The organism is Ruegeria sp. AB9, from assembly GCF_056542585.1.
In genome coordinates this window covers 142,035-159,328 of record NZ_JBQGAA010000009.1, presented here as the reverse complement: position 1 = coordinate 159,328, position 17,294 = coordinate 142,035, and the positions used below count along the sequence as shown (strand labels likewise).

Annotated in this window: 20 protein-coding genes, 1 tRNA gene and 1 riboswitch; of the genes, 11 read left to right on the top strand and 10 right to left on the bottom strand. The window is 56.9% G+C overall.

Translation table 11 applies throughout. The features are described 5' to 3' along the window. Positions 1-160: 160 nt before the first annotated feature. The gene (locus ACR0K5_RS17615; RefSeq protein WP_480630950.1) at positions 161-553 is read right to left on the bottom strand and encodes an IS110 family transposase; all 393 of its coding nucleotides are present in this window, start codon (positions 551-553) and stop codon (positions 161-163) included. Positions 554-767: 214 nt separating this feature from the next. Here ACR0K5_RS17615 and ACR0K5_RS17610 point away from each other — a divergent pair, with 214 nt between their 5' ends. Next, positions 768-1,388 (top strand): sulfotransferase family protein, encoded by a 621-nt coding sequence (locus ACR0K5_RS17610; protein ID WP_480630949.1) that lies wholly within the window; start codon positions 768-770, stop codon positions 1,386-1,388. Positions 1,389-1,834: 446 nt separating this feature from the next. Here ACR0K5_RS17610 and ACR0K5_RS17605 read toward each other — a convergent pair. After that, positions 1,835-1,910 (bottom strand) — tRNA-Lys (locus tag ACR0K5_RS17605). A gap of 211 nt (positions 1,911-2,121) precedes the next feature. Here ACR0K5_RS17605 and dapF point away from each other — a divergent pair. Both dapF and mtaB read left to right on the top strand, forming a co-directional pair. Then, complete coding sequence (dapF, locus tag ACR0K5_RS17600) at positions 2,122-2,964, top strand: diaminopimelate epimerase (RefSeq protein ID WP_480630948.1); 843 nt, start codon at positions 2,122-2,124, stop codon at positions 2,962-2,964. After that, complete coding sequence (gene mtaB, locus ACR0K5_RS17595) at positions 2,961-4,217, top strand: tRNA (N(6)-L-threonylcarbamoyladenosine(37)-C(2))-methylthiotransferase MtaB (RefSeq protein ID WP_480630947.1); 1,257 nt, start codon at positions 2,961-2,963, stop codon at positions 4,215-4,217. Before dapF ends, mtaB begins: the two co-directional genes overlap by 4 nt. A gap of 135 nt (positions 4,218-4,352) precedes the next feature. On the opposite strand, the gene ACR0K5_RS17590 is transcribed toward mtaB, so the two are convergent. Genes ACR0K5_RS17590 through petA form a run of 3 tightly spaced genes read right to left on the bottom strand, consistent with a single transcriptional unit; the run spans position 4,353 to position 7,093 of the window. Further along, a complete protein-coding gene (locus ACR0K5_RS17590; protein WP_480630946.1) occupies positions 4,353-5,144 on the bottom strand; it encodes a cytochrome c1 in 792 nt (263 codons plus the stop codon). Between the two features lie 17 nt (positions 5,145-5,161). Then, positions 5,162-6,493, bottom strand: a complete 1,332-nt coding sequence (gene petB, locus ACR0K5_RS17585) for a cytochrome b (RefSeq protein ID WP_480630945.1) — start codon at positions 6,491-6,493, stop codon at positions 5,162-5,164. 15 nt (positions 6,494-6,508) lie between these two features. Then, entirely contained in the window at positions 6,509-7,093 is a 585-nt protein-coding gene (gene petA, locus ACR0K5_RS17580; RefSeq protein WP_480630944.1) for a ubiquinol-cytochrome c reductase iron-sulfur subunit, read from the bottom strand. Between the two features lie 462 nt (positions 7,094-7,555). On the opposite strand from petA, the gene ACR0K5_RS17575 reads away from it, so the two are divergent. Next, on the top strand, positions 7,556-8,002 hold the full coding sequence (locus ACR0K5_RS17575) for a c-type cytochrome (protein ID WP_480630943.1): 447 nt from the start codon (positions 7,556-7,558) through the stop codon (positions 8,000-8,002). A 19-nt stretch (positions 8,003-8,021) separates the two neighbouring features. Here the strand turns inward: ACR0K5_RS17575 and ACR0K5_RS17570 are convergent, their stop codons facing one another. Then, complete coding sequence (locus ACR0K5_RS17570) at positions 8,022-8,633, bottom strand: FMN-binding negative transcriptional regulator (protein WP_480630942.1); 612 nt, start codon at positions 8,631-8,633, stop codon at positions 8,022-8,024. Positions 8,634-8,687: 54 nt separating this feature from the next. Continuing rightward, a riboswitch (FMN riboswitch) is annotated at positions 8,688-8,838 on the top strand. A 128-nt stretch (positions 8,839-8,966) separates the two neighbouring features. On the opposite strand from ACR0K5_RS17570, the gene ACR0K5_RS17565 reads away from it, so the two are divergent. The 5 genes from ACR0K5_RS17565 (at position 8,967) to cobO (ending at position 12,884) form a co-directional block, all read left to right on the top strand. Continuing rightward, the gene (locus tag ACR0K5_RS17565; RefSeq protein ID WP_480630941.1) at positions 8,967-9,407 is read left to right on the top strand and encodes a 6,7-dimethyl-8-ribityllumazine synthase; all 441 of its coding nucleotides are present in this window, start codon (positions 8,967-8,969) and stop codon (positions 9,405-9,407) included. Between the two features lie 94 nt (positions 9,408-9,501). Further along, entirely contained in the window at positions 9,502-10,602 is a 1,101-nt protein-coding gene (aroC, locus tag ACR0K5_RS17560) for a chorismate synthase (RefSeq protein ID WP_480630940.1), read from the top strand. Next, positions 10,586-11,248, top strand: a complete 663-nt coding sequence (locus ACR0K5_RS17555; protein ID WP_480630939.1) for an HD domain-containing protein — start codon at positions 10,586-10,588, stop codon at positions 11,246-11,248. Before aroC ends, ACR0K5_RS17555 begins: the two co-directional genes overlap by 17 nt. A 45-nt stretch (positions 11,249-11,293) precedes the next feature. Then, positions 11,294-12,229: a DMT family transporter gene (locus ACR0K5_RS17550; RefSeq protein ID WP_480630938.1), complete on the top strand. Its 936-nt coding sequence runs from the start codon at positions 11,294-11,296 to the stop codon at positions 12,227-12,229. Positions 12,230-12,284: 55 nt separating this feature from the next. Next, positions 12,285-12,884, top strand: coding sequence for a cob(I)yrinic acid a,c-diamide adenosyltransferase (gene cobO, locus ACR0K5_RS17545; protein WP_480630937.1), 600 nt, complete (start codon positions 12,285-12,287; stop codon positions 12,882-12,884). Between the two features lie 36 nt (positions 12,885-12,920). Here the strand turns inward: cobO and ACR0K5_RS17540 are convergent, their stop codons facing one another. The 4 genes from ACR0K5_RS17540 to ACR0K5_RS17525 all read right to left on the bottom strand — a co-directional run bounded on the left by ACR0K5_RS17540 (position 12,921) and on the right by ACR0K5_RS17525 (position 15,855). Then, positions 12,921-13,139 (bottom strand): hypothetical protein, encoded by a 219-nt coding sequence (locus ACR0K5_RS17540; RefSeq protein WP_480630936.1) that lies wholly within the window; start codon positions 13,137-13,139, stop codon positions 12,921-12,923. 313 nt (positions 13,140-13,452) lie between these two features. Beyond that, positions 13,453-13,818 carry an SPW repeat domain-containing protein gene (locus tag ACR0K5_RS17535; protein WP_480630935.1) on the bottom strand — a complete coding sequence of 122 codons (366 nt, stop codon included), beginning with the start codon at positions 13,816-13,818 and terminating at the stop codon, positions 13,453-13,455. A 111-nt stretch (positions 13,819-13,929) separates the two neighbouring features. Continuing rightward, on the bottom strand, positions 13,930-14,880 hold the full coding sequence (locus tag ACR0K5_RS17530; protein WP_480630934.1) for an AraC family transcriptional regulator: 951 nt from the start codon (positions 14,878-14,880) through the stop codon (positions 13,930-13,932). Between the two features lie 108 nt (positions 14,881-14,988). After that, a complete protein-coding gene (locus ACR0K5_RS17525) occupies positions 14,989-15,855 on the bottom strand; it encodes a branched-chain amino acid aminotransferase (protein ID WP_480630933.1) in 867 nt (288 codons plus the stop codon). 160 nt (positions 15,856-16,015) lie between these two features. Between ACR0K5_RS17525 and ACR0K5_RS17520 the strand changes: the two genes are divergently transcribed. Both ACR0K5_RS17520 and ACR0K5_RS17515 read left to right on the top strand, forming a co-directional pair. Continuing rightward, positions 16,016-16,528 (top strand): MarR family winged helix-turn-helix transcriptional regulator, encoded by a 513-nt coding sequence (locus ACR0K5_RS17520; protein WP_480630932.1) that lies wholly within the window; start codon positions 16,016-16,018, stop codon positions 16,526-16,528. Further along, the gene (locus ACR0K5_RS17515) at positions 16,525-17,226 is read left to right on the top strand and encodes a response regulator (RefSeq protein ID WP_480630931.1); all 702 of its coding nucleotides are present in this window, start codon (positions 16,525-16,527) and stop codon (positions 17,224-17,226) included. Before ACR0K5_RS17520 ends, ACR0K5_RS17515 begins: the two co-directional genes overlap by 4 nt. The last annotated feature ends 68 nt before the right edge of the window (positions 17,227-17,294 follow it).

Genomic DNA, 17,294 nt, shown 5'->3' with positions numbered 1-17,294 from the left:
GCGGGAGCATGGCGTGGGCCAGAACCTCGTCCATCTCGATCATCGGCCGGACAACGCCATCGAAGCTACCATGCTTCACTGTCTTGGGTAGACGGATACCGAAGATCTTCAGCAATCCGCGCACCTCGTTGGCCAGATCAATGGTCTTGCTCAGCAACGCCTAGCGCGTGCTCAGAAGAGTCCGAACCCCATGCGCCTCCCGGCTCTTCATGTGAACAGGACTGAACCAGCCCGTCCGCAATATTTGGGCAATGCCGCGGGCATCGTTGCGATCCGTCTTGTTGCGCATCGCGGACAGCGCGGCACTCACCTGGCGCGCCTCCATGCAGACGACATCGAACCCTTCTGCTTTCAGACCGAAGAACAGATGCTGGCTCAAGGTTCCGGACTCGAACCCGATACGTGCGAGCAAAACGGGAAGCGTGTTCAGGTAACCCGCGATCTCCTCGACCTCGCAAGCCAAGTCTCGCTCATGCAGAACCGTGCCTTTGCCGTCGACCACACAAACCGCGCAGGACCGCAGCGACACATCCAAGCCAGCGTAATACTCCATTTGAAATCTCCCTTGTTCACAGTTTCCCTGTGATCCTAGCGGGAGCTCGACCTCAGTTCAGGGTCAGCCCAATTACGCATGCTTTGGGCCCGAAGCAGACATCACATAAAGCTGCCAATCTCCAAACTTGAACATATTGGTGACAGTAGACAAAATGTTGGGTTTATTGTTAGCTCATCGCATTCAGACAGAACTAAATTCTTAGGAGATTCATTTGCCACTTTCAGTTATTGGCGCAGGATTCGGTCGCACAGGCACCGAGTCGCTTAAGAAGGCCCTTGAAATTTTGGGGTTGGGACCTTGCTACCATATGTTCGAAGTGCTGCCCAATGCTGAGCGAGTAGCGGTTTGGCGCTCCGCCGCCGGAGGGGACACACCAGATTGGGATCAGGTCTTCGCCGAATATAATGCAACCGTTGACTGGCCCGGCGCCTATTTTTGGAGAGAATTGAGCGCGCACTTCCCGAAAGCGAAGATCATCCTCTCCGTACGCGATGCCGACGCATGGTACGAAAGCATGGATAATACGATATTACCGATATTGCGGAATAGCGAAGACGCCGACTCAATTGGGATTAAGTTAATCGCCGATGGCGTGTTCGGCGGTAATATCGCCGACCGAGATCATATGATTTCTGTTTACGAAAAGAATATTTTGGATGTTCAAGCAGAGTTCGGGAAAGACAGACTTCTGACTTATGAGCTTGGTAGCGGGTGGGAACCTCTATGCGGATTTCTGGATCGCCCAATCCCCGACCAACCCTATCCACACGGCAATTCAACCGACGAGTTTCAGGGAAATGTCGACGCTGTCACTGACTCTCCTTCGGGCTGAAACTCTTTGCCCTCCCAAACGCTCAGCTATTCCACTAGCCGCCAGTTGAAGTCCGGTATTGAATTTGGCGCGGAAGGCAACACAAGAGCGTAAATTGTGAACATAGAAGTACGGCGGCTTTGCCCGCATAGCCGCTGTCCAAGGCTCTAAAACCCTGCGTCTTTGATTTAAGGTCCGCTTCCTGTGCATTGCCGCCATCGCTGAGGCCTAGTGCTGCACTAGCGGCGAACGGCGGTTCTGGTGGCCGGACCTGCTCAAGTCCCGCTTGAGTTTGTCCGGGAGATTGCACACGCGCGTAAGTGAGCTGCCGCCGCGCTGTACCATTGTGATCCAATAGGCAAACTTCAATCTTTGTCCGAGTGTTTCCGTATTGCTTCCGGAAAGCCGCACGTCACCAAGCGCGTCCCGCGCGAATCCCTGCAAATACTTGTTTTTATTGAAAAAAGTGGTGAGCCGTGCAGGATTCGAACCTGCGACCCACTGATTAAAAGTCAGTTGCTCTACCAACTGAGCTAACGGCCCACTCTTTTGCTGGATCTGTTTGATCCGTGGCGCTCTTTACGGCAATTCCCCAACCAGGTTCAAGCCCCTATTTTGCGCCTCGTTTCGCCGTCACATCAAGTGTTTCCGGCGACCCGATAGGCGGCTTAATTAGGCAGGTGGCGCCAGAGGGTCAACCCCTTTTTTCAGGAATCTTCTCGACAGGGTGGATTCATGTTCTGTCCAACGTTATATGGCCGCCATGCAACAGAGACTCGACACCGGATTGCCCTTCCTCAAGATGCATGGGCTGGGCAATGACTTTGTCATTGTAGACGCACGCGCGCACGATGCCCCGATCACCCCGGCACTGGCCAAAGGAATCGGACATCGACAGCTTGGTGTGGGATTCGATCAGTTGGCTGTCATCGAAAACGGTGAAGCTGACGCGCATCTGGTGTTTTACAACTCCGATGGATCAACCTCAGCCGCCTGCGGCAACGCCACCCGCTGTATTGCGCGGTTGCTTATGGAGGAGACGGGGCGCTCTGCGCTGACACTCACCACTGAACGCGGAACGCTTTATGCGCGGGATGCAGGCGATGGGCTCACCTCGGTCAATATGGGTCATCCTCAGTTGGAGTGGCACGAAGTTCCGTTGGCAGAAGAGGTGGAAACGCTGGAATTGCCAATCGAAGGCATCCCAACAGCAACGGGAATGGGTAACCCGCATTGTACTTTCTTCGTTGAAGACGCCGAGGCGATACCGTTGGCAGAGTTCGGTGCACGCTACGAATATCACCCGCTTTACCCGGAACGGACAAATGTGCAGGTGGCCCAGATCATCGGCCCGGATCACATTCGTATGCGCGTATGGGAGCGTGGCGTCGGTATCACCCTGGCCTCCGGATCATCGTCCTGTGCAACTGCCGTGGCTGCCGCGCGACGCGGGTTAACCGGACGTAAGGTGCAGATCGATCTGGACGGTGGAACGCTCTGGGTTGACTGGCGTGACGATGGCGTCTGGATGACCGGTCCAACGTGCCACGTCTTCTCGGGCACGCTGACGGCTGAATTCCTGAGGTCGCTGGGATGAACCCGCCCAAATTCACTACACTGGGTTGCCGCCTGAACGCCTATGAAACCGAAGCAATGAAAGAGCTGTCGCAACAGGCAGGTCTGACAGACGCAGTGGTGGTGAACACGTGCGCGGTGACTGCCGAGGCGGTGCGCAAGGCCCGGCAGGAAATCCGCAAGCTGCGGCGCGAGAACCCGAATGCTCGCCTGATCGTCACCGGCTGTGCCGCTCAGACCGAACCCGATACCTTTGCCCGGATGGATGAGGTCGACGCGGTAATCGGCAACACTGAAAAGATGCAGCCAGAGACCTGGAATGGCATGGCCGCCGATTTTATTGGTGAGACTGAGGCTGTGCAGGTCGATGACATAATGTCCGTCACCGAAACGGCTGGGCATCTGATCGACGGTTTCGGAACCCGCTCGCGCGCCTACGTGCAGGTCCAGAACGGCTGCGACCACCGCTGCACGTTCTGTATCATTCCTTACGGCCGGGGCAACTCGCGCAGTGTGCCCGCAGGTGTTGTGGTGGATCAGATCAAGAGGCTGGTCGACAAAGGCTATAACGAAGTGGTCTTGACCGGGGTCGATCTGACTTCCTGGGGTGCAGATCTGCCCGCTCAGCCCAAGCTAGGCGATCTGGTGATGCGCATTCTCAAGCTGGTGCCAGATTTGCCACGCCTGCGGATCAGCTCGATCGACTCGATCGAGGTCGACGAGAGCCTGATGCAGGCCATCGCGACTGAGCGGCGCCTGATGCCGCACCTGCATCTGTCGCTGCAACACGGAGATGACCTGATCCTGAAGCGTATGAAACGCCGCCACCTGCGCGATGATGCCATCCGCTTTACCGAAGACGCGCGGAAACTGCGCCCCGATATGACCTTCGGTGCGGATATCATCGCGGGCTTCCCGACCGAGACCGAAGCACATTTCGAAAACTCGCTCAGGCTGGTCTCCGACTGCGACCTGACCTGGCTTCATGTTTTTCCTTACTCGAAACGAGATGGCACACCAGCCGCCCGCATACCGCAGCAAGTGAATGGAACGGTCATCAAGGACCGCGCCGCCCGCCTGCGGGCTGCCGGAGACGCTCAGGTCGCGACGCACCTGTCGAAGCAAGTTGGCAAGATACATCACATCCTGATGGAAAACCCCCATATGGGCCGAACCGAGCAATTCACCGAGGTTTCGTTCAACGCGCCTCAACTCGAAGGCCAGATCGTGAGCGCAGCGATCACTGGGCAAACCATGACCCAACTCACGGCCTGATCCGTTCTTCATCTGGCCAAGAGGATGAATTGGCCAAAGGCCAAGAAAGGGCCGGCCCCTTTTACCCGCCCTCAAAACAGGAAACCCCCGCAACCAGATGGTGCGGGGGTTTCAATTTCTGCATCCCGGAAAGGATCAATCTTCTTTACGAAGTTTGCCTTTATGCGGTGCCCAAAGGCGCTTGTTAACCAGGTAGAGCAGCACCGAAAGAACGGTCAGGAAAATCACGCCAACAAAGCCAGCGTTCTTGCGTTCCATCATCTTCGGCTCGGCCGCCCACATCAGGAAGGCTGAGACGTCCTCAGACATGTGTTCGACAGAGTTCGAATGTCCGTCAGCAAAGTCGACCTGTTCGTCCGACAGCGGCGGTGCCATCGAAATCCACCCCCCGGGGAAGGCTTTGTTTTCGTAGAGGACAGTGCCTGCCTCTTCTTTCTCTTCTCCGGTGTAACCATCCAGCAGAGAGGCGATGTATTCAGCACCGCCCATGCCCTTTACCAGCTGATTAATGCCCAGACCGTAAGGTCCGTGGAAGCCCGCGCGGGCCTTGGCCATCAGGCTCAGGTCCGGTGCGCCGACACCGTTATTGGCCGGGAAGTGGTCGGTCGGAATCGCCGGGCGGAAATCGTCCAGCTCAGGATCGAACACTTCGAAGTTGTCAGCCGCATAGGCAATGACTTCTTCTTCCGAATAGCCCAGCGCTGTCAGGTCACGCAAAGGTACATATTGCAGGCCATGGCAGGCTGCGCAGACCTCGGTATAAATCTGCAGGCCGCGCTGCAGCTGATGCTGATCCCATGTACCGAACGGGCCTTCGAACGAGAAGGCGAAGTCTTCGATATGCTGCTCGCCACCACCTGCTGCAATGGATGCAGCAGGGGTCAGTGCCAGAGCAAACGCGGCGCCGATTGCAAGTTTCTTGAACATGTTTCCGGTCCCTCTTCTTACTCGGCCGGCGTGGCGTCGGCGTCAGCCTTGCCATAATGCGCGTTGAAGTCTTCTTCGATAGTCTCGGGCTGTGCCAGAGGCTTCTCGATCACACCGAGGATCGGCAGGATCACGAAGAAATAGGCGAACCAGTAGGCGGACGCGATCAGCGAGAAGGTTGCATAGGGCTCTTCCGCGGGCATCGCACCCAGCCACATCAGGGCGAAGAAGTCGATGACCAGCAGGTAGAACCACCATTTGAACATCGGACGATACTTGCCCGAACGCACGCTCGACGTATCCAGCCAAGGCGCCAGTGCCATGGCCAGGATCGCACCGAACATCGCCAGAACACCAAAGAATTTGGCGTCGATGATGCCACCGGTGATGAAGCTGGCGAACTGAACGACCCAGACTTCACCAGTGAACGCGCGCAGGATCGCGTAGAACGGCAGGAAGTACCATTCGGGCACGATGTGCGCGGGCGTAACCAGCGGGTTGGCTTCGATGTAGTTGTCCGGGTGGCCCAGATAGTTCGGCATGTAGCCGACAATCGCCCAGAACACGACCAGGATCACGGCCAGCGCGAACAGGTCCTTGATCACGAAATAGGGCCAGAATGGCAGCGTGTCTTTCTTCGCCTCGTCCTTCGAACCACGACGCACTTCAACACCGGTCGGGTTGTTGTTCCCGGTGGTGTGGAAGGCCCAGATGTGCACGACAACCAGTGCCGCGATGATGAACGGCAGCAGATAGTGCAGCGAGAAGAAGCGGTTCAGCGTGGCGTTGTCCACCGCAGGTCCGCCCAGCAGCCAGGTCTGCAGCGCATCGCCCACAAACGGGATTGCGCCGAACAGCCCGGTGATCACGGTCGCGCCCCAGAAGGACATCTGACCCCAGGGCAGAACATAGCCCATGAAGGCGGTACCCATCATCATCAGATAGATCAGCATACCGATGATCCATGTGATTTCACGCGGAGCTTTGTACGAGCCGTAGAACAGACCACGGAACATGTGAATGTAAACCGCTACAAAGAACAGCGACGCGCCGTTCATGTGCAGATAGCGGATAAAGTGACCGCCGTTCACGTTCCGCATAATGTGCTCGATGCTGGCAAAGGCAAGGTCGACATGCGGCGTATAATGCATCACCAGAACGATACCGGTGACGATTTGCAGCGCCAGGCAGAACGCCAGAACGATGCCCCAGATCCACCACCAGTTCAGGTTCTTAGGCGTAGGGATCATGAGTGTGTCGTACAGCAGGCCGACAATCGGCAGACGGCTGTTCAGCCATTTCTCGCCGTTTGTCTTCGGCTCATAGTGATCGTGGGGAATTCCGGACATAAGTTTGGGTCTCCCTTAGCCGAGTTTGATGGTGCTGTTGTCTACCCATTCTGCGGGCGGGACAGGCAGGTTCTCAGGCGCGGGGCCCTTACGGATACGACCGGCAAGGTCATAATGCGAGCCATGGCAGGGGCAGAACCAGCCACCGAAATCACCGGCATCGCCCAGAGGCACACAGCCAAGGTGCGTACATACGCCCATCTGTACGATCCATGCACCCGGCGCTTCGCCTTCCGGAGACGGCATTACGCGGTTTGCGTCGGTCGCGGGTGCATCAGCGCTCAGGTTAAAGTTGCGCGCCAGCGGATCGGGCAGTGCCTCAACACCTTCGGCGTCCTGCTCCTGGGCTTCCTGAATCTCGGCACCGGTGCGGTGACGGACGAAAACGGGTTTGCCCAGCCATTTTACCGTCAGCTGCGTACCCGGCTCAACGCCGCTCACGTCCACACGGATCGAGGACAGCGCCTGAACGTCTGCCGATGGGTTCATTTGGTTGATCAGGGGCCATACAGCTGCACCCGTTGCAACGACACCTGCGCCGCCTGCGACGTAGTACAGGAAATCTCTGCGGGTGCCTTCGTGGTCTTCTGCGTGGGACACGAGGTTATCTCCGATTGTCTGGCGCCCGCGGACGGGCAAATAGCTCGCGCACCGCACGAATGCGGTGTCTTAACCGCGCTTACTATCGGGGAGAATAGTGTTCGTCCAGCGTTCATAAACGCGCAATACGCCGCATGTGCGCTTCCTGCACCTGCCAAAGGGCTTTTTTTGGTGAATCTCACCCGCAACTTTGCCGGTGACTTCGAATCAGATGTTGTTGATTCGAACTTCGGACCCAGCGTTGCGGGCACCGCCCAATCCACTTCAATTCACCGAAGCGGCCTGTCATTTGCGCATAGTTTCTCGACAATCGGCACCGCAGAGCAAGGATTGTCTTCGGTGAAATCATATTCGCCAAATAGATGATTTAAATTGCAAATTGAGCGCGAATACACCGTTGCACTTTTCGCGTGAATGCCGGACAGCGCAAAAAACGCGCGAACTCCTGCAAGGAGACCCCCAATGTCAAAAATCACCCTGGCCACTGCGATGTTCACATTGGCTCTGTCCACGCAAACACTTGCAGCAGGCGATCCTGCGAAAGGTGAGGCGATGTATAATCGCTGTTCTTCGTGTCATGCGATCATCAAGGATGGAGAAGTTCTGGTCAAAGGCGGAATCACCGGCCCGAATCTCTATGGAGTCGTTGGGCGCGTCGCCGGATCCGAAAACGACTATCGTTATGGAAGCGAGCGCCTGCCAGTCGGCATGTTCACGGATGACATGATCCGCGCGGGTGAAGAAGGCCTGGTCTGGACCGAAGACAACATCGCCGCATACTCCAAAGACCCGATCGGCTTCATCAAAGAATATCTGGATGACGAAACCGCCCGCCCGAACATGAGCGTCAAACTCAAGAAGGGCGCGGAAGATATCGCCGCCTATCTGGCAACTTTCAGTCCCGAGTAATCCTGTTCCCCGGTGCTGGCTACGCCTTGTGCATCAGGGCGGCCAGCTGTCGGGTTTCAATGCCTAAACCGTTGGGGACTTGATCAGCAGCCGCACGCCGAACGTCATCGGGTTTGTTCTGCCCCAGTTTCCAGGTGCCTTGAATATCTTCCACATGCATGCGGCACGGTAAGATCATCCGCATCATCTTGTTCAGGGCGCCCTCGGACATTTTATCGACGACCCACGGGGGTTTGGGCAACAATCGCTGCTCGTAGAAAACCGACTGGCGCTGGAGCAGATCCAACAATTCGCCCTGCGGACGCAACTCCAACTGTCCACTCAGATGTACAGCGACGTAATTCCAGGTCGGCACCTGATCTTCGACTCCGTACCAGTCTGGTGAGATATAACCGTCCGGCCCCTGCACCGCGATCTTTGCCTGTTGAGGTTCGCGCAGAGCCCGCACAATCGGGTTCGAACGCACCAGATGCAGCTCAACCGTTGATCCGTCTTCAGACAACAAAATCGGTACATGACTCAATAACGGTGCACCGTCCGCAGATACCGCCAAGACGCCGAACGCCCGATCACGGGCAAATTCAACGTGGCGCGCGCGATCCTCGGCACGAAAAGCGGGATTCGGGTGCATAGCGGTCCTCCTGTCAAATCTCTTGCAGAGGGAACCGGTTCTTGGCAAGGTCCGGCTCGTTCTCAGGGCGGGGTGGAATTCCCCACCGGCGGTATTCGGGCCATGATCCGTAAGCCCGCGAGCGGCCCCAAATCATCTGGGGTGACAAGCAGATCTGGTGAGAGGCCAGAGCCGACGGTTACAGTCCGGATGAAAGAGAACGTGCAGCGCGTCGATGATACGGCGCGTGTGCTCGTGATCGCCTTGGGTGACGTGTCATGCCGGGCTGGCAGCGAAAAGTGGGAACCGGTTTTCGCGACTGCCAGAAGGCCACCAAACTGAAAGGAGATCATGATGACACACACCCGCTATGCATTTGTCAAAGCAAACTGGCATTCCGATATCGTCGACCGCGCGCTCGACGGATTTCTTGAACTGATTCCCGCCGAACAGGTCGATGTCTTCGACGTACCCGGCGCGTTTGAAATGCCGTTGCTGGCCCGCGATCTCGCTCAGACCGGGCGTTATGCCGCCGTTGCCTGTGCCGCCTTTGTCGTGGATGGCGGCATATACCGACATGATTTCGTCGCGCAAGCGGTGGTTGATGGGCTGATGCGCGCCGGGCTTGATACAGGAGTTCCTGTCCTGTCGGTTTCGCTGACCCCGCACCAATATCAGGAAACTGATCATCATAACGCCATCTACCGCACGCATTTTGTCGAGAAAGGTCGCGAAGCGGCGCAGGCTGCCTTGAATATCGACGCCACGCGTACTCAACTGGCTTCGGCCGCGTAAGCTCATGGGATTGGGGCCGGCGCGCCCCAACCGCAAATCCGCTTGAGGCCAAGGGCTTCGCCCGCTAATCACATCGCGCAAAGGAGCTTGCCCCATGTCGATGAACAGTTTTGGCCATCTTTTCCGCGTCACCACCTGGGGCGAAAGCCATGGGCCCGCTTTGGGTGCTACCGTCGACGGCTGCCCGCCGGGCGTCACGATTGATGAGGCGATGATCCAGCACTGGCTGGACAAGCGCAAACCGGGGCAGAACAAGTTCACCACCCAGCGGCGTGAGCCCGATCAGGTGAAAATCCTTTCCGGCGTGTTCGAAGGGCAAACCACCGGCACGCCTGTGCAGTTGATGATCGAGAACACCGATCAGCGCTCGAAAGATTACGGCGATATCATGGACAAGTTCCGCCCGGGTCATGCCGATATCACCTACTGGCAGAAATACGGCATCCGGGATTATCGCGGCGGCGGGCGCAGTTCGGCACGCGAAACGGCGTCTCGCGTTGCGGCAGGCGGGCTGGCGCGCGAAGCAATCAAACAAATCGCGCCAAACGTACAGATCACTGGTTACATGACTCAGATCGGGCCACACAAAATTGATCGCGGCAATTTTGACTGGTCCCAGATTGAACAGAATCCGTTCTGGACGCCCGATGCATCTGCCGCCAAGGACTGGGCCGCCTATCTGGATGATCTGCGCAAGTCCGGCAACTCGGTCGGAGCAGTGGTCGAGGTCGTCGCGCGTGGTGTCCCCGCCGGGATCGGAGCACCAGTTTATGCCAAATTAGACACTGATCTGGCCGCAGCGATGATGTCTATCAACGCTGTTAAGGGCGTCGAGATTGGCGAAGGTATGTCCGCCGCCGAACTGACCGGCGAGGCCAACGCCGATGAAATCTTCATGGGGCAAAACGGTCCGCAATACAGCTCGAACCACGCCGGAGGTATTCTGGGCGGAATCTCAACCGGGCAGGACGTTGTCGTGCGGTTTGCAGTTAAGCCAACATCATCGATCCTCACCACACGCAAAACCATCACCAAATCAGGCGAAGAGACCGAGATCATCACCAAAGGCCGCCACGACCCCTGCGTCGGTATTCGCGCGGTCCCGGTAGGAGAGGCAATGATGGCCTGCGTTATCCTCGACCACCTGTTGCTGCATCGCGGCCAGATCGGAGAGAACCGTGGACGGATCGGCTGATCTGCGCACGCGCCTGCGTGCGGTTGTCGCGCATCGCATGGAAACTGATCCGGCGCATGATCTGGCCCATCTGGATCGCGTTTGGACCAATGCGCAGGCCATCGCGGATGACCAAACCGATATGCCCGTGCTGTTGGCCGCAAGTTATCTGCACGATCTTGTAAACTTGGCAAAGGACGATCCAGATCGGCATCTTGCGTCGCGCAGATCCGCAGCAGAATCAGAGCCTATTCTTGAGGAACTGGGATACAGTGCTGGCCAGATTCGCGCCATCCGGCATGCGATCGAAGCGCATAGCTTTTCAGCTGATATCCCCCCGGAAACAGCCGAGGCGCGCATCCTGCGCGATGCGGATCGACTTGACGCTTTGGGCGCCATCGGCATCGCCCGCAACTTTTCCGTTTCCGGTGCTTTGGGGCGCACCCTTTATGATCCGGCAGATCCTTTTGCCCAGAATCGACCTTTGGACGATCTTCATTTCTCGCTTGACCACTGGAAGGTGAAACTGCTGCGGCTGCCGGGTGACATGCTGACAAAGACCGGCAGACAGATTGCCGAACAACGCACCGCGCGCATGATCCGCTTTCTTGAAGAATTCGCCGAGGAGATCGGCAGTTCCTTGCCTCAAACATGGGTGAATGGTTAATCCCACCCGTTGATCTTTGGCTGACAAAGGCGCAGGTTCGCGCCGATGACAAAACCCTTAACATCGCATCGACCTCTGCTGGCGGTGACGCTGAAACTGGGCGCTCTGTTCCTGTTCACGTCGATGTCCGCGCTGGTCAAAGCTTTATCGGATGAGTTTCCCCCGGGGCAATTAGTGTTCTTCCGGTCTCTTTTTGCGATTCCGGTCATTATTTTATGGCTCATCGCACGTGGAGAGTTATCGAAGGGCTTTGTGGTCAAGAAACCTATGGGCCATTTCTGGCGCGGCGTTCTGGGGACCAGCGCCATGGGTCTTACCTTTACCGGCCTGAGCTTGCTGCCCCTGCCCGAGGTCACTGCAATTGGTTATGCTACCCCGATCTTCACCTTGATTCTGGCCGCCGCCATGCTGGGCGAGCGCATTCACCTCATCCGCATCGGCGCAGTGGTCCTAGGCTTGTTAGGCGTCTTGATTATGATATGGCCGCGCCTTGGAAGCACACAGATGGAGGTGGCCGCCACCATCGGCGCACTGTGCGTATTGGGCGCGACCATCGCCCGCGCTTTTGTTCAGATCCACATCCGGCAATTGGTTAAGGTCGATCACCCCGCCGCCATCGTCTTTTATTTCTCGATGACTGCGACGCTGCTGTCCGCCCTGACGGCGATCTGGGGATGGTCGATGCCGACGTGGAATCAGGCTCTAGTCATGATCATGATGGGCCTGATCGGCGGAGTTGCGCAGATTCTGGTCACTTCCTCTTATCGCTTTGGACAAGCTTCGATGCTGGCGCCTTATGACTACGCCACCATGCTTTTTGCGATTGTGATCGGCTATATCTGGTTCGACGAACTGCCGACGCTTGCGATCCTGATCGGCGCCGCGTTGGTTATCGCAGGCAATGTTGTTGTGATCTGGCGCGAACATCAGTTGGGGCTTGAGCGTGGCAAGGCCCGGTCGGTCACAGACCCCAAAGCGTGACTTTACCTTTTCCAATCTTCCCCTAGTTTGGGCCGGACAATCAAAGAGGTGCCCCATGAGCGACACGCAGGATCACAAGGAAAAGATGCAAAAGGTGCAGGCCAAGCACCGCAAGAAAGTGTCCGAGGCAGTCGACCCTGGCCGCGGTCTGGTTCTGATCAACACCGGCAAGGGCAAAGGTAAATCCTCAGCCGCCTTTGGTGTGGTCATCCGCGCGCTGGGTTGGGGCCAGAAGGTCGCTGTGGTGCAATTCATCAAGGGCAAGTGGAAAACCGGCGAACGCCGTTTCTTTGAGCAACGCGATCTGGTGACCTGGCACACGATGGGCGAAGGTTTCACCTGGGATACGCAGGACCGTGAACGTGACATCGCTGCGGCCAAGGCCGCCTTCGACAAAGCCCGCGCCCTGATGGCAAGTGGAGAATACGATCTGGTCGTGCTGGATGAAATCAATATTGCCTTGCGCTATGAATACCTGTCGGTCGAGCAAGTGATCGACGGCCTGAACGCGCGCTCAGACCAGACCAGCGTATTCCTGACCGGGCGTGACGCACCGCAAGCGCTGCGGGACTACGCCGATCTGGTCACCGAAATGACCGAGGAAAAACACCCCTTCCAAGCTGGTATCAAAGCGCAGCGTGGCGTGGATTTCTAAGTTCGAACGCGACGTGGCCCTAATGGGTCACGTCACCTACCACGCACGGTTCCGCATCGTTTCGAACACGTATCTCAGTGACTTTCTCTGGCTGGCCGCGCTGGCAGGTACGATATCCGCCGGGACTGTATGATCGTCCGGCTTTCGGCGCTTGTATTGCTCGACATACGCGCAGTATTCGTCCTCGCAACAGTTGCATCCGCACGCGGTCAGCGCGTCATGCCGTGCCATGATCTCGTCCAGCGAATCGTTCATCCCAGTTCTCACTTTACACTGAATCGGTCGTTTCCGAGGCGGCGGCAAGTTCTCACGTTGGTCGCTAAACCTGCAAACCGCCTCGAAACCATAGGCTTGATGATGCATCATCTGGCGTTGCGATTTATCTGACTATTTTTATCAGCTTTTTCAAGTAAAATACGCCCGAGAAAATGCAGAGCGTTTGGAATCTTTCGTTCTGCTTTCAGATCGCGCGATTGATAAGCTGATGCGAGCCGCCATTTAGTAAAGCAGGCGGCTCATTTTATCCTGTTACATCAATGTGATAACTCGAGGATTTCGAAAAAGGCGGTCAGGCGACGACTTCCTGTTCAGGCGCGCTGAGCGAGATGACCAGCACAACAGCCGCACCGTTCAGCCAGTAGAACACCGCGTCCAACCCTGAGAAACCCAGAACGCTGGGTGCAAGCAGGAACGTTATGCCGACAATTAAGTCTACGGCCAGATGGAATTTGTAAGGGAGAACCCGCCATATCCCCAAATGGTGATCGGTCAGAACCGTCAGAACAAACGCCGCGATACCGGTGATTACCGAAAGCCACAGAGCCAACGGGTTAGACTGGCCCAATCCCAGCACGAACGGCAACGTCATCAGGGCAATGGCAACCGGGTAGTCGAGGTAAGCATGAACAGAGCGGGTAACGAAACGCAGGGACATAAGATCTTCCTTTTCTCAAGCAGTGATAAAAGGAAGGTAGGAAGCTTCGGCCGAACGTTGCATTCCTGATCGTTTCGAAAACTATGCAGATCGTTCAGAATATCCGGCGCTTCAATGCATGGCGCGATATGCTGCAGGAGACAGACCCACCTGCTTTTTGAATACGCGCGAAAACGCGGCCTCAGAGGCGTATCCGACCTCTGCCGCAGCGTCAGCTACATTCCAACGTGCCTCGGTCAGGCCGTGACAGGCAATCTGCATGCGCCAGTCGGTTAGATATTGCATTGGAGTTGTGCCCATCTTTTCGGCAAAAAGCTGGGCAAAAGCCGTGCGTGACATGCCGGATTCACGCGCGAGGGTCGCGACGCTCCAATCTTGCGCCGGTGCCTGATGGAATGCGCTCAGGGCGCGAGAGATGCGCGTATCGGCAAATCCCGCCAACGCGGCATCATGCGGGCTTTGCCGTTCCAGATAAGCCCGGATTGCCTGGGCAAACAGAACTTCGGACAGTTTCAACGCGATCAGGTCGCCACCAATCCTTGCGCCTGAAACCTCAGAGCCAATCATGCGCAGGGTGGATTCCATCCACGATCCGGCTTCTTCGCCATAGTTCTCAATCAGGATATAGGGCGGCAAGCGGTCGATCAGCATATGTCCGGTGCCGTTTCGTCCGGCTGGCCCGGTGAAAGAGAAATGACCGCAGATCAGCTGCGTATCCCGCTCTTCGTCATTGCCGCCGTAAACCAGCACGCCATCGCCTGTGTAGCCTGCGAGTTCCAGGACCTGTTCCAGTGGCAGCGCATCCAGCGGCTTTACCTCGGCGCAGAGCAACGCGTGCGGCGCCCCGTGGGGTATGAGGATCAGATCACCCTGCCTTAGCCGAAGGGTTTCCCCTGTGGTAGAGACGTATACCTTGAGCTCTCCGCGCTGCACAAAGTGAAACCGCGCCACGTTTTCGAACCCTGGCACCTGAATGCCAAAAGGTGGTGTGAACGATGTGCGGAAGTAAAACGTGCCTCGCAAGGACAGGCGGGTGAGAATATCGCTGAGAAGGTCCAACATGCGCTGAAGATACGCAATCTATGCAAACCGTCCAGACCACCGAACGGTTTGCACAATAATTTGCACGTCCTGCAACAAAAAATCTCCGCCGAAGCGGCGGTTGAATGCTTAAGAGCGGACCAGTTTCTCGTAGTCTTCCGCTATTTCACGGGTCAGGTCACCAACCTCAAAGGTGTAATCGCCAATCTGTCCGACCGGAGTGACCTCGGCTGCGGTGCCTGTCAGCCAGCACTGTTCGAATTCAGCCATTTCCTCGGGCTTGATGCGGCGTTCCTGTACTGTGATGCCCTTGTCTTTCAGCATCTGGATCACTGTCTGGCGGGTGATGCCATTCAGGAAGCAGTCGGCCAACGGCGTATGAACCTCACCGTCTTTCACGAAAAAGACGTTCGCGCCGGTGGCCTCGGCCACATATCCGCGCCAGTCCATGAACAAAGCGTCTGAACACCCTTTGGCTTCGGCTTTGTGCTTGGAGATGGTGCAGATCATGTAAAGACCTGCTGCCTTGGCGTGAACCGGGATGGTTTCCGGGCTCGGGCGTTTCCATTCGGCAATGTCCAGCTTAGCGCCCTGCATCTTGGCGTCGCCGTAATAAGCCCCCCACGGCCAGACGGCGATGGCCATTCGTACCGGGTTCTTGGCCGACGCGACGCCCATATCCTCACCCGAGCCGCGCCAGACCAGAGCCCGCACATAGGCGTCCTGCAATCCGCTGGCCTTCAGGGCTTCCTCCTTGGCCGCTTCGATTTCGTCCACCGAATAAGGTATCGGCATATCCAGCGCGTCCGCCGAGGCGATCAGACGTTCGGAATGTTCGCGGCTTTTGAAGATCTTACCGTTGTATGCGCGCTCGCCTTCGAATACCGATGAAGCATAGTGCATTGCGTGGGTCAGAATGTGCACATTGGCCTCACGCCAGGGTACCAGCTTGCCATCCAACCAAATGGTGCCATCACGATCATCATACCCCGCCATGCGAAACCTCCTGAACCGGGTTGAATTTTCGATTGTTGCGTCATTTAAGTCCGATATGGACATATTATTGCGCAAAAACTGCGATTCGATACCGCTCCACCCTTGGAATGTCAATAACGCTGACATAAACTCACCCGTAGAGTAACGAATGAGGCATGATATGTCCGACATCCGCCCGGCCCCGCGTTATGGGGGCGAGAGCCTGTTGTTTTTGACCGATGAGCAATTGCGACAGGGGATCGAGGCGATGTTCTTCGCCTATCGCGGCTTTACCGCAGACCCTGACCGCATTCTCGCCGAATTGGCCTATGGTCGCGCCCATCACCGGGCGATCCACTTCATCAATCGCGCGCCGGGCACAACGGTCAACAATTTGTTGGCGATCCTCGGGGTAACAAAGCAGTCTCTAAACAGGGTTCTGCGAACCTTGATCGAGGATGGTCTGGTAGAAAGTCGCGTGGGCACTGTGGACAAACGCGAACGCCACCTATTTCTGACAGAAAAGGGGCAGGCGCTGGAAACCACTCTGTCAGATGCACAGCGGGCCAGAATGCGTGCAGCTTACAAGGATGTCGGTCCCGAAGCCGTGGCCGGATTTCGCAAAGTGCTTGAAGCAATGATGGATGCTGATATGCGTCATGCCTATACGAAACTTCGGGATACGACCTCATGAGCGATATGGATGCCCATCTGCTGATTGTTGACGATGACGAGCGCATTCGCGATCTGCTCAAGAAATTCCTGATGCGAAACGGGTTTCTTGTCACAGCGGCTCGGGATGCCGCCCATGCGCGGCGGGTACTGTCTGGGCTGGATTTCGACATGATCGTTATGGACGTCATGATGCCGGGCGAAGATGGCGTCAGTCTGACCAAGGCGTTACGCGAAACGCATACGACACCGATCCTGCTGCTAACCGCAAAGGGTGAGACCGAGCATCGGATCGCGGGTCTTGAAGCCGGGGCGGATGATTATCTGGCGAAGCCATTCGAGCCGAAAGAACTGTTGTTGCGGATCAACGCGATCCTGCGCCGAATGCCGGAAACCCCGGCCGAGGAAACGGCGACTAAGATCCTGAACCTTGGCCCCATCCGGTACGACATTGAACGCGGTGAGATGTGGCAGGGCGAAGACCCGGTTCGTCTGACCGCAACTGAAAGCCAGTTGATGAAGATATTCTCGGCCCAACCGGGAGAGCCGATCAGCCGCGCCAAGCTGGTCGAGGATCTGGGACGCGACAAGGGTCAGGCGCAGGAGCGCGCCGTGGACGTGCAGATCACACGCCTGCGGCGCAAGATCGAACAAGACCCGAAACAACCCAGATATCTGCAAACCGTCCGCGGTGCCGGATATATGCTGGCACCGGATTAAACTTGCCGCTGCGCGGCGGTTTTGAGCCTTCGACGAAGGTATTTGTAGCCAGATGAACAGGGGACCCC

What these genes read in the sequence shown, in the direction of transcription:
- ACR0K5_RS17615 (WP_480630950.1), bottom strand. Translation starts at nt 553, where the DNA reads ATGGAGTATTACGCTGGCTTGGATGTGTCGCTGCGGTCCTGCGCGGTT.
- dapF (WP_480630948.1), top strand. Translation starts at nt 2,122, where the DNA reads ATGGCCGCCATGCAACAGAGACTCGACACCGGATTGCCCTTCCTCAAG.
- mtaB (WP_480630947.1), top strand. Translation starts at nt 2,961, where the DNA reads ATGAACCCGCCCAAATTCACTACACTGGGTTGCCGCCTGAACGCCTAT.
- ACR0K5_RS17590 (WP_480630946.1), bottom strand. Translation starts at nt 5,144, where the DNA reads ATGTTCAAGAAACTTGCAATCGGCGCCGCGTTTGCTCTGGCACTGACC.
- petB (WP_480630945.1), bottom strand. Translation starts at nt 6,493, where the DNA reads ATGTCCGGAATTCCCCACGATCACTATGAGCCGAAGACAAACGGCGAG.
- ACR0K5_RS17575 (WP_480630943.1), top strand. Translation starts at nt 7,556, where the DNA reads ATGTCAAAAATCACCCTGGCCACTGCGATGTTCACATTGGCTCTGTCC.
- ACR0K5_RS17570 (WP_480630942.1), bottom strand. Translation starts at nt 8,633, where the DNA reads ATGCACCCGAATCCCGCTTTTCGTGCCGAGGATCGCGCGCGCCACGTT.
- ACR0K5_RS17565 (WP_480630941.1), top strand. Translation starts at nt 8,967, where the DNA reads ATGACACACACCCGCTATGCATTTGTCAAAGCAAACTGGCATTCCGAT.
- aroC (WP_480630940.1), top strand. Translation starts at nt 9,502, where the DNA reads ATGTCGATGAACAGTTTTGGCCATCTTTTCCGCGTCACCACCTGGGGC.
- ACR0K5_RS17550 (WP_480630938.1), top strand. Translation starts at nt 11,294, where the DNA reads ATGACAAAACCCTTAACATCGCATCGACCTCTGCTGGCGGTGACGCTG.
- cobO (WP_480630937.1), top strand. Translation starts at nt 12,285, where the DNA reads ATGAGCGACACGCAGGATCACAAGGAAAAGATGCAAAAGGTGCAGGCC.
- ACR0K5_RS17540 (WP_480630936.1), bottom strand. Translation starts at nt 13,139, where the DNA reads ATGAACGATTCGCTGGACGAGATCATGGCACGGCATGACGCGCTGACC.
- ACR0K5_RS17535 (WP_480630935.1), bottom strand. Translation starts at nt 13,818, where the DNA reads ATGTCCCTGCGTTTCGTTACCCGCTCTGTTCATGCTTACCTCGACTAC.
- ACR0K5_RS17530 (WP_480630934.1), bottom strand. Translation starts at nt 14,880, where the DNA reads ATGTTGGACCTTCTCAGCGATATTCTCACCCGCCTGTCCTTGCGAGGC.
- ACR0K5_RS17525 (WP_480630933.1), bottom strand. Translation starts at nt 15,855, where the DNA reads ATGGCGGGGTATGATGATCGTGATGGCACCATTTGGTTGGATGGCAAG.
- ACR0K5_RS17520 (WP_480630932.1), top strand. Translation starts at nt 16,016, where the DNA reads ATGTCCGACATCCGCCCGGCCCCGCGTTATGGGGGCGAGAGCCTGTTG.
- ACR0K5_RS17515 (WP_480630931.1), top strand. Translation starts at nt 16,525, where the DNA reads ATGAGCGATATGGATGCCCATCTGCTGATTGTTGACGATGACGAGCGC.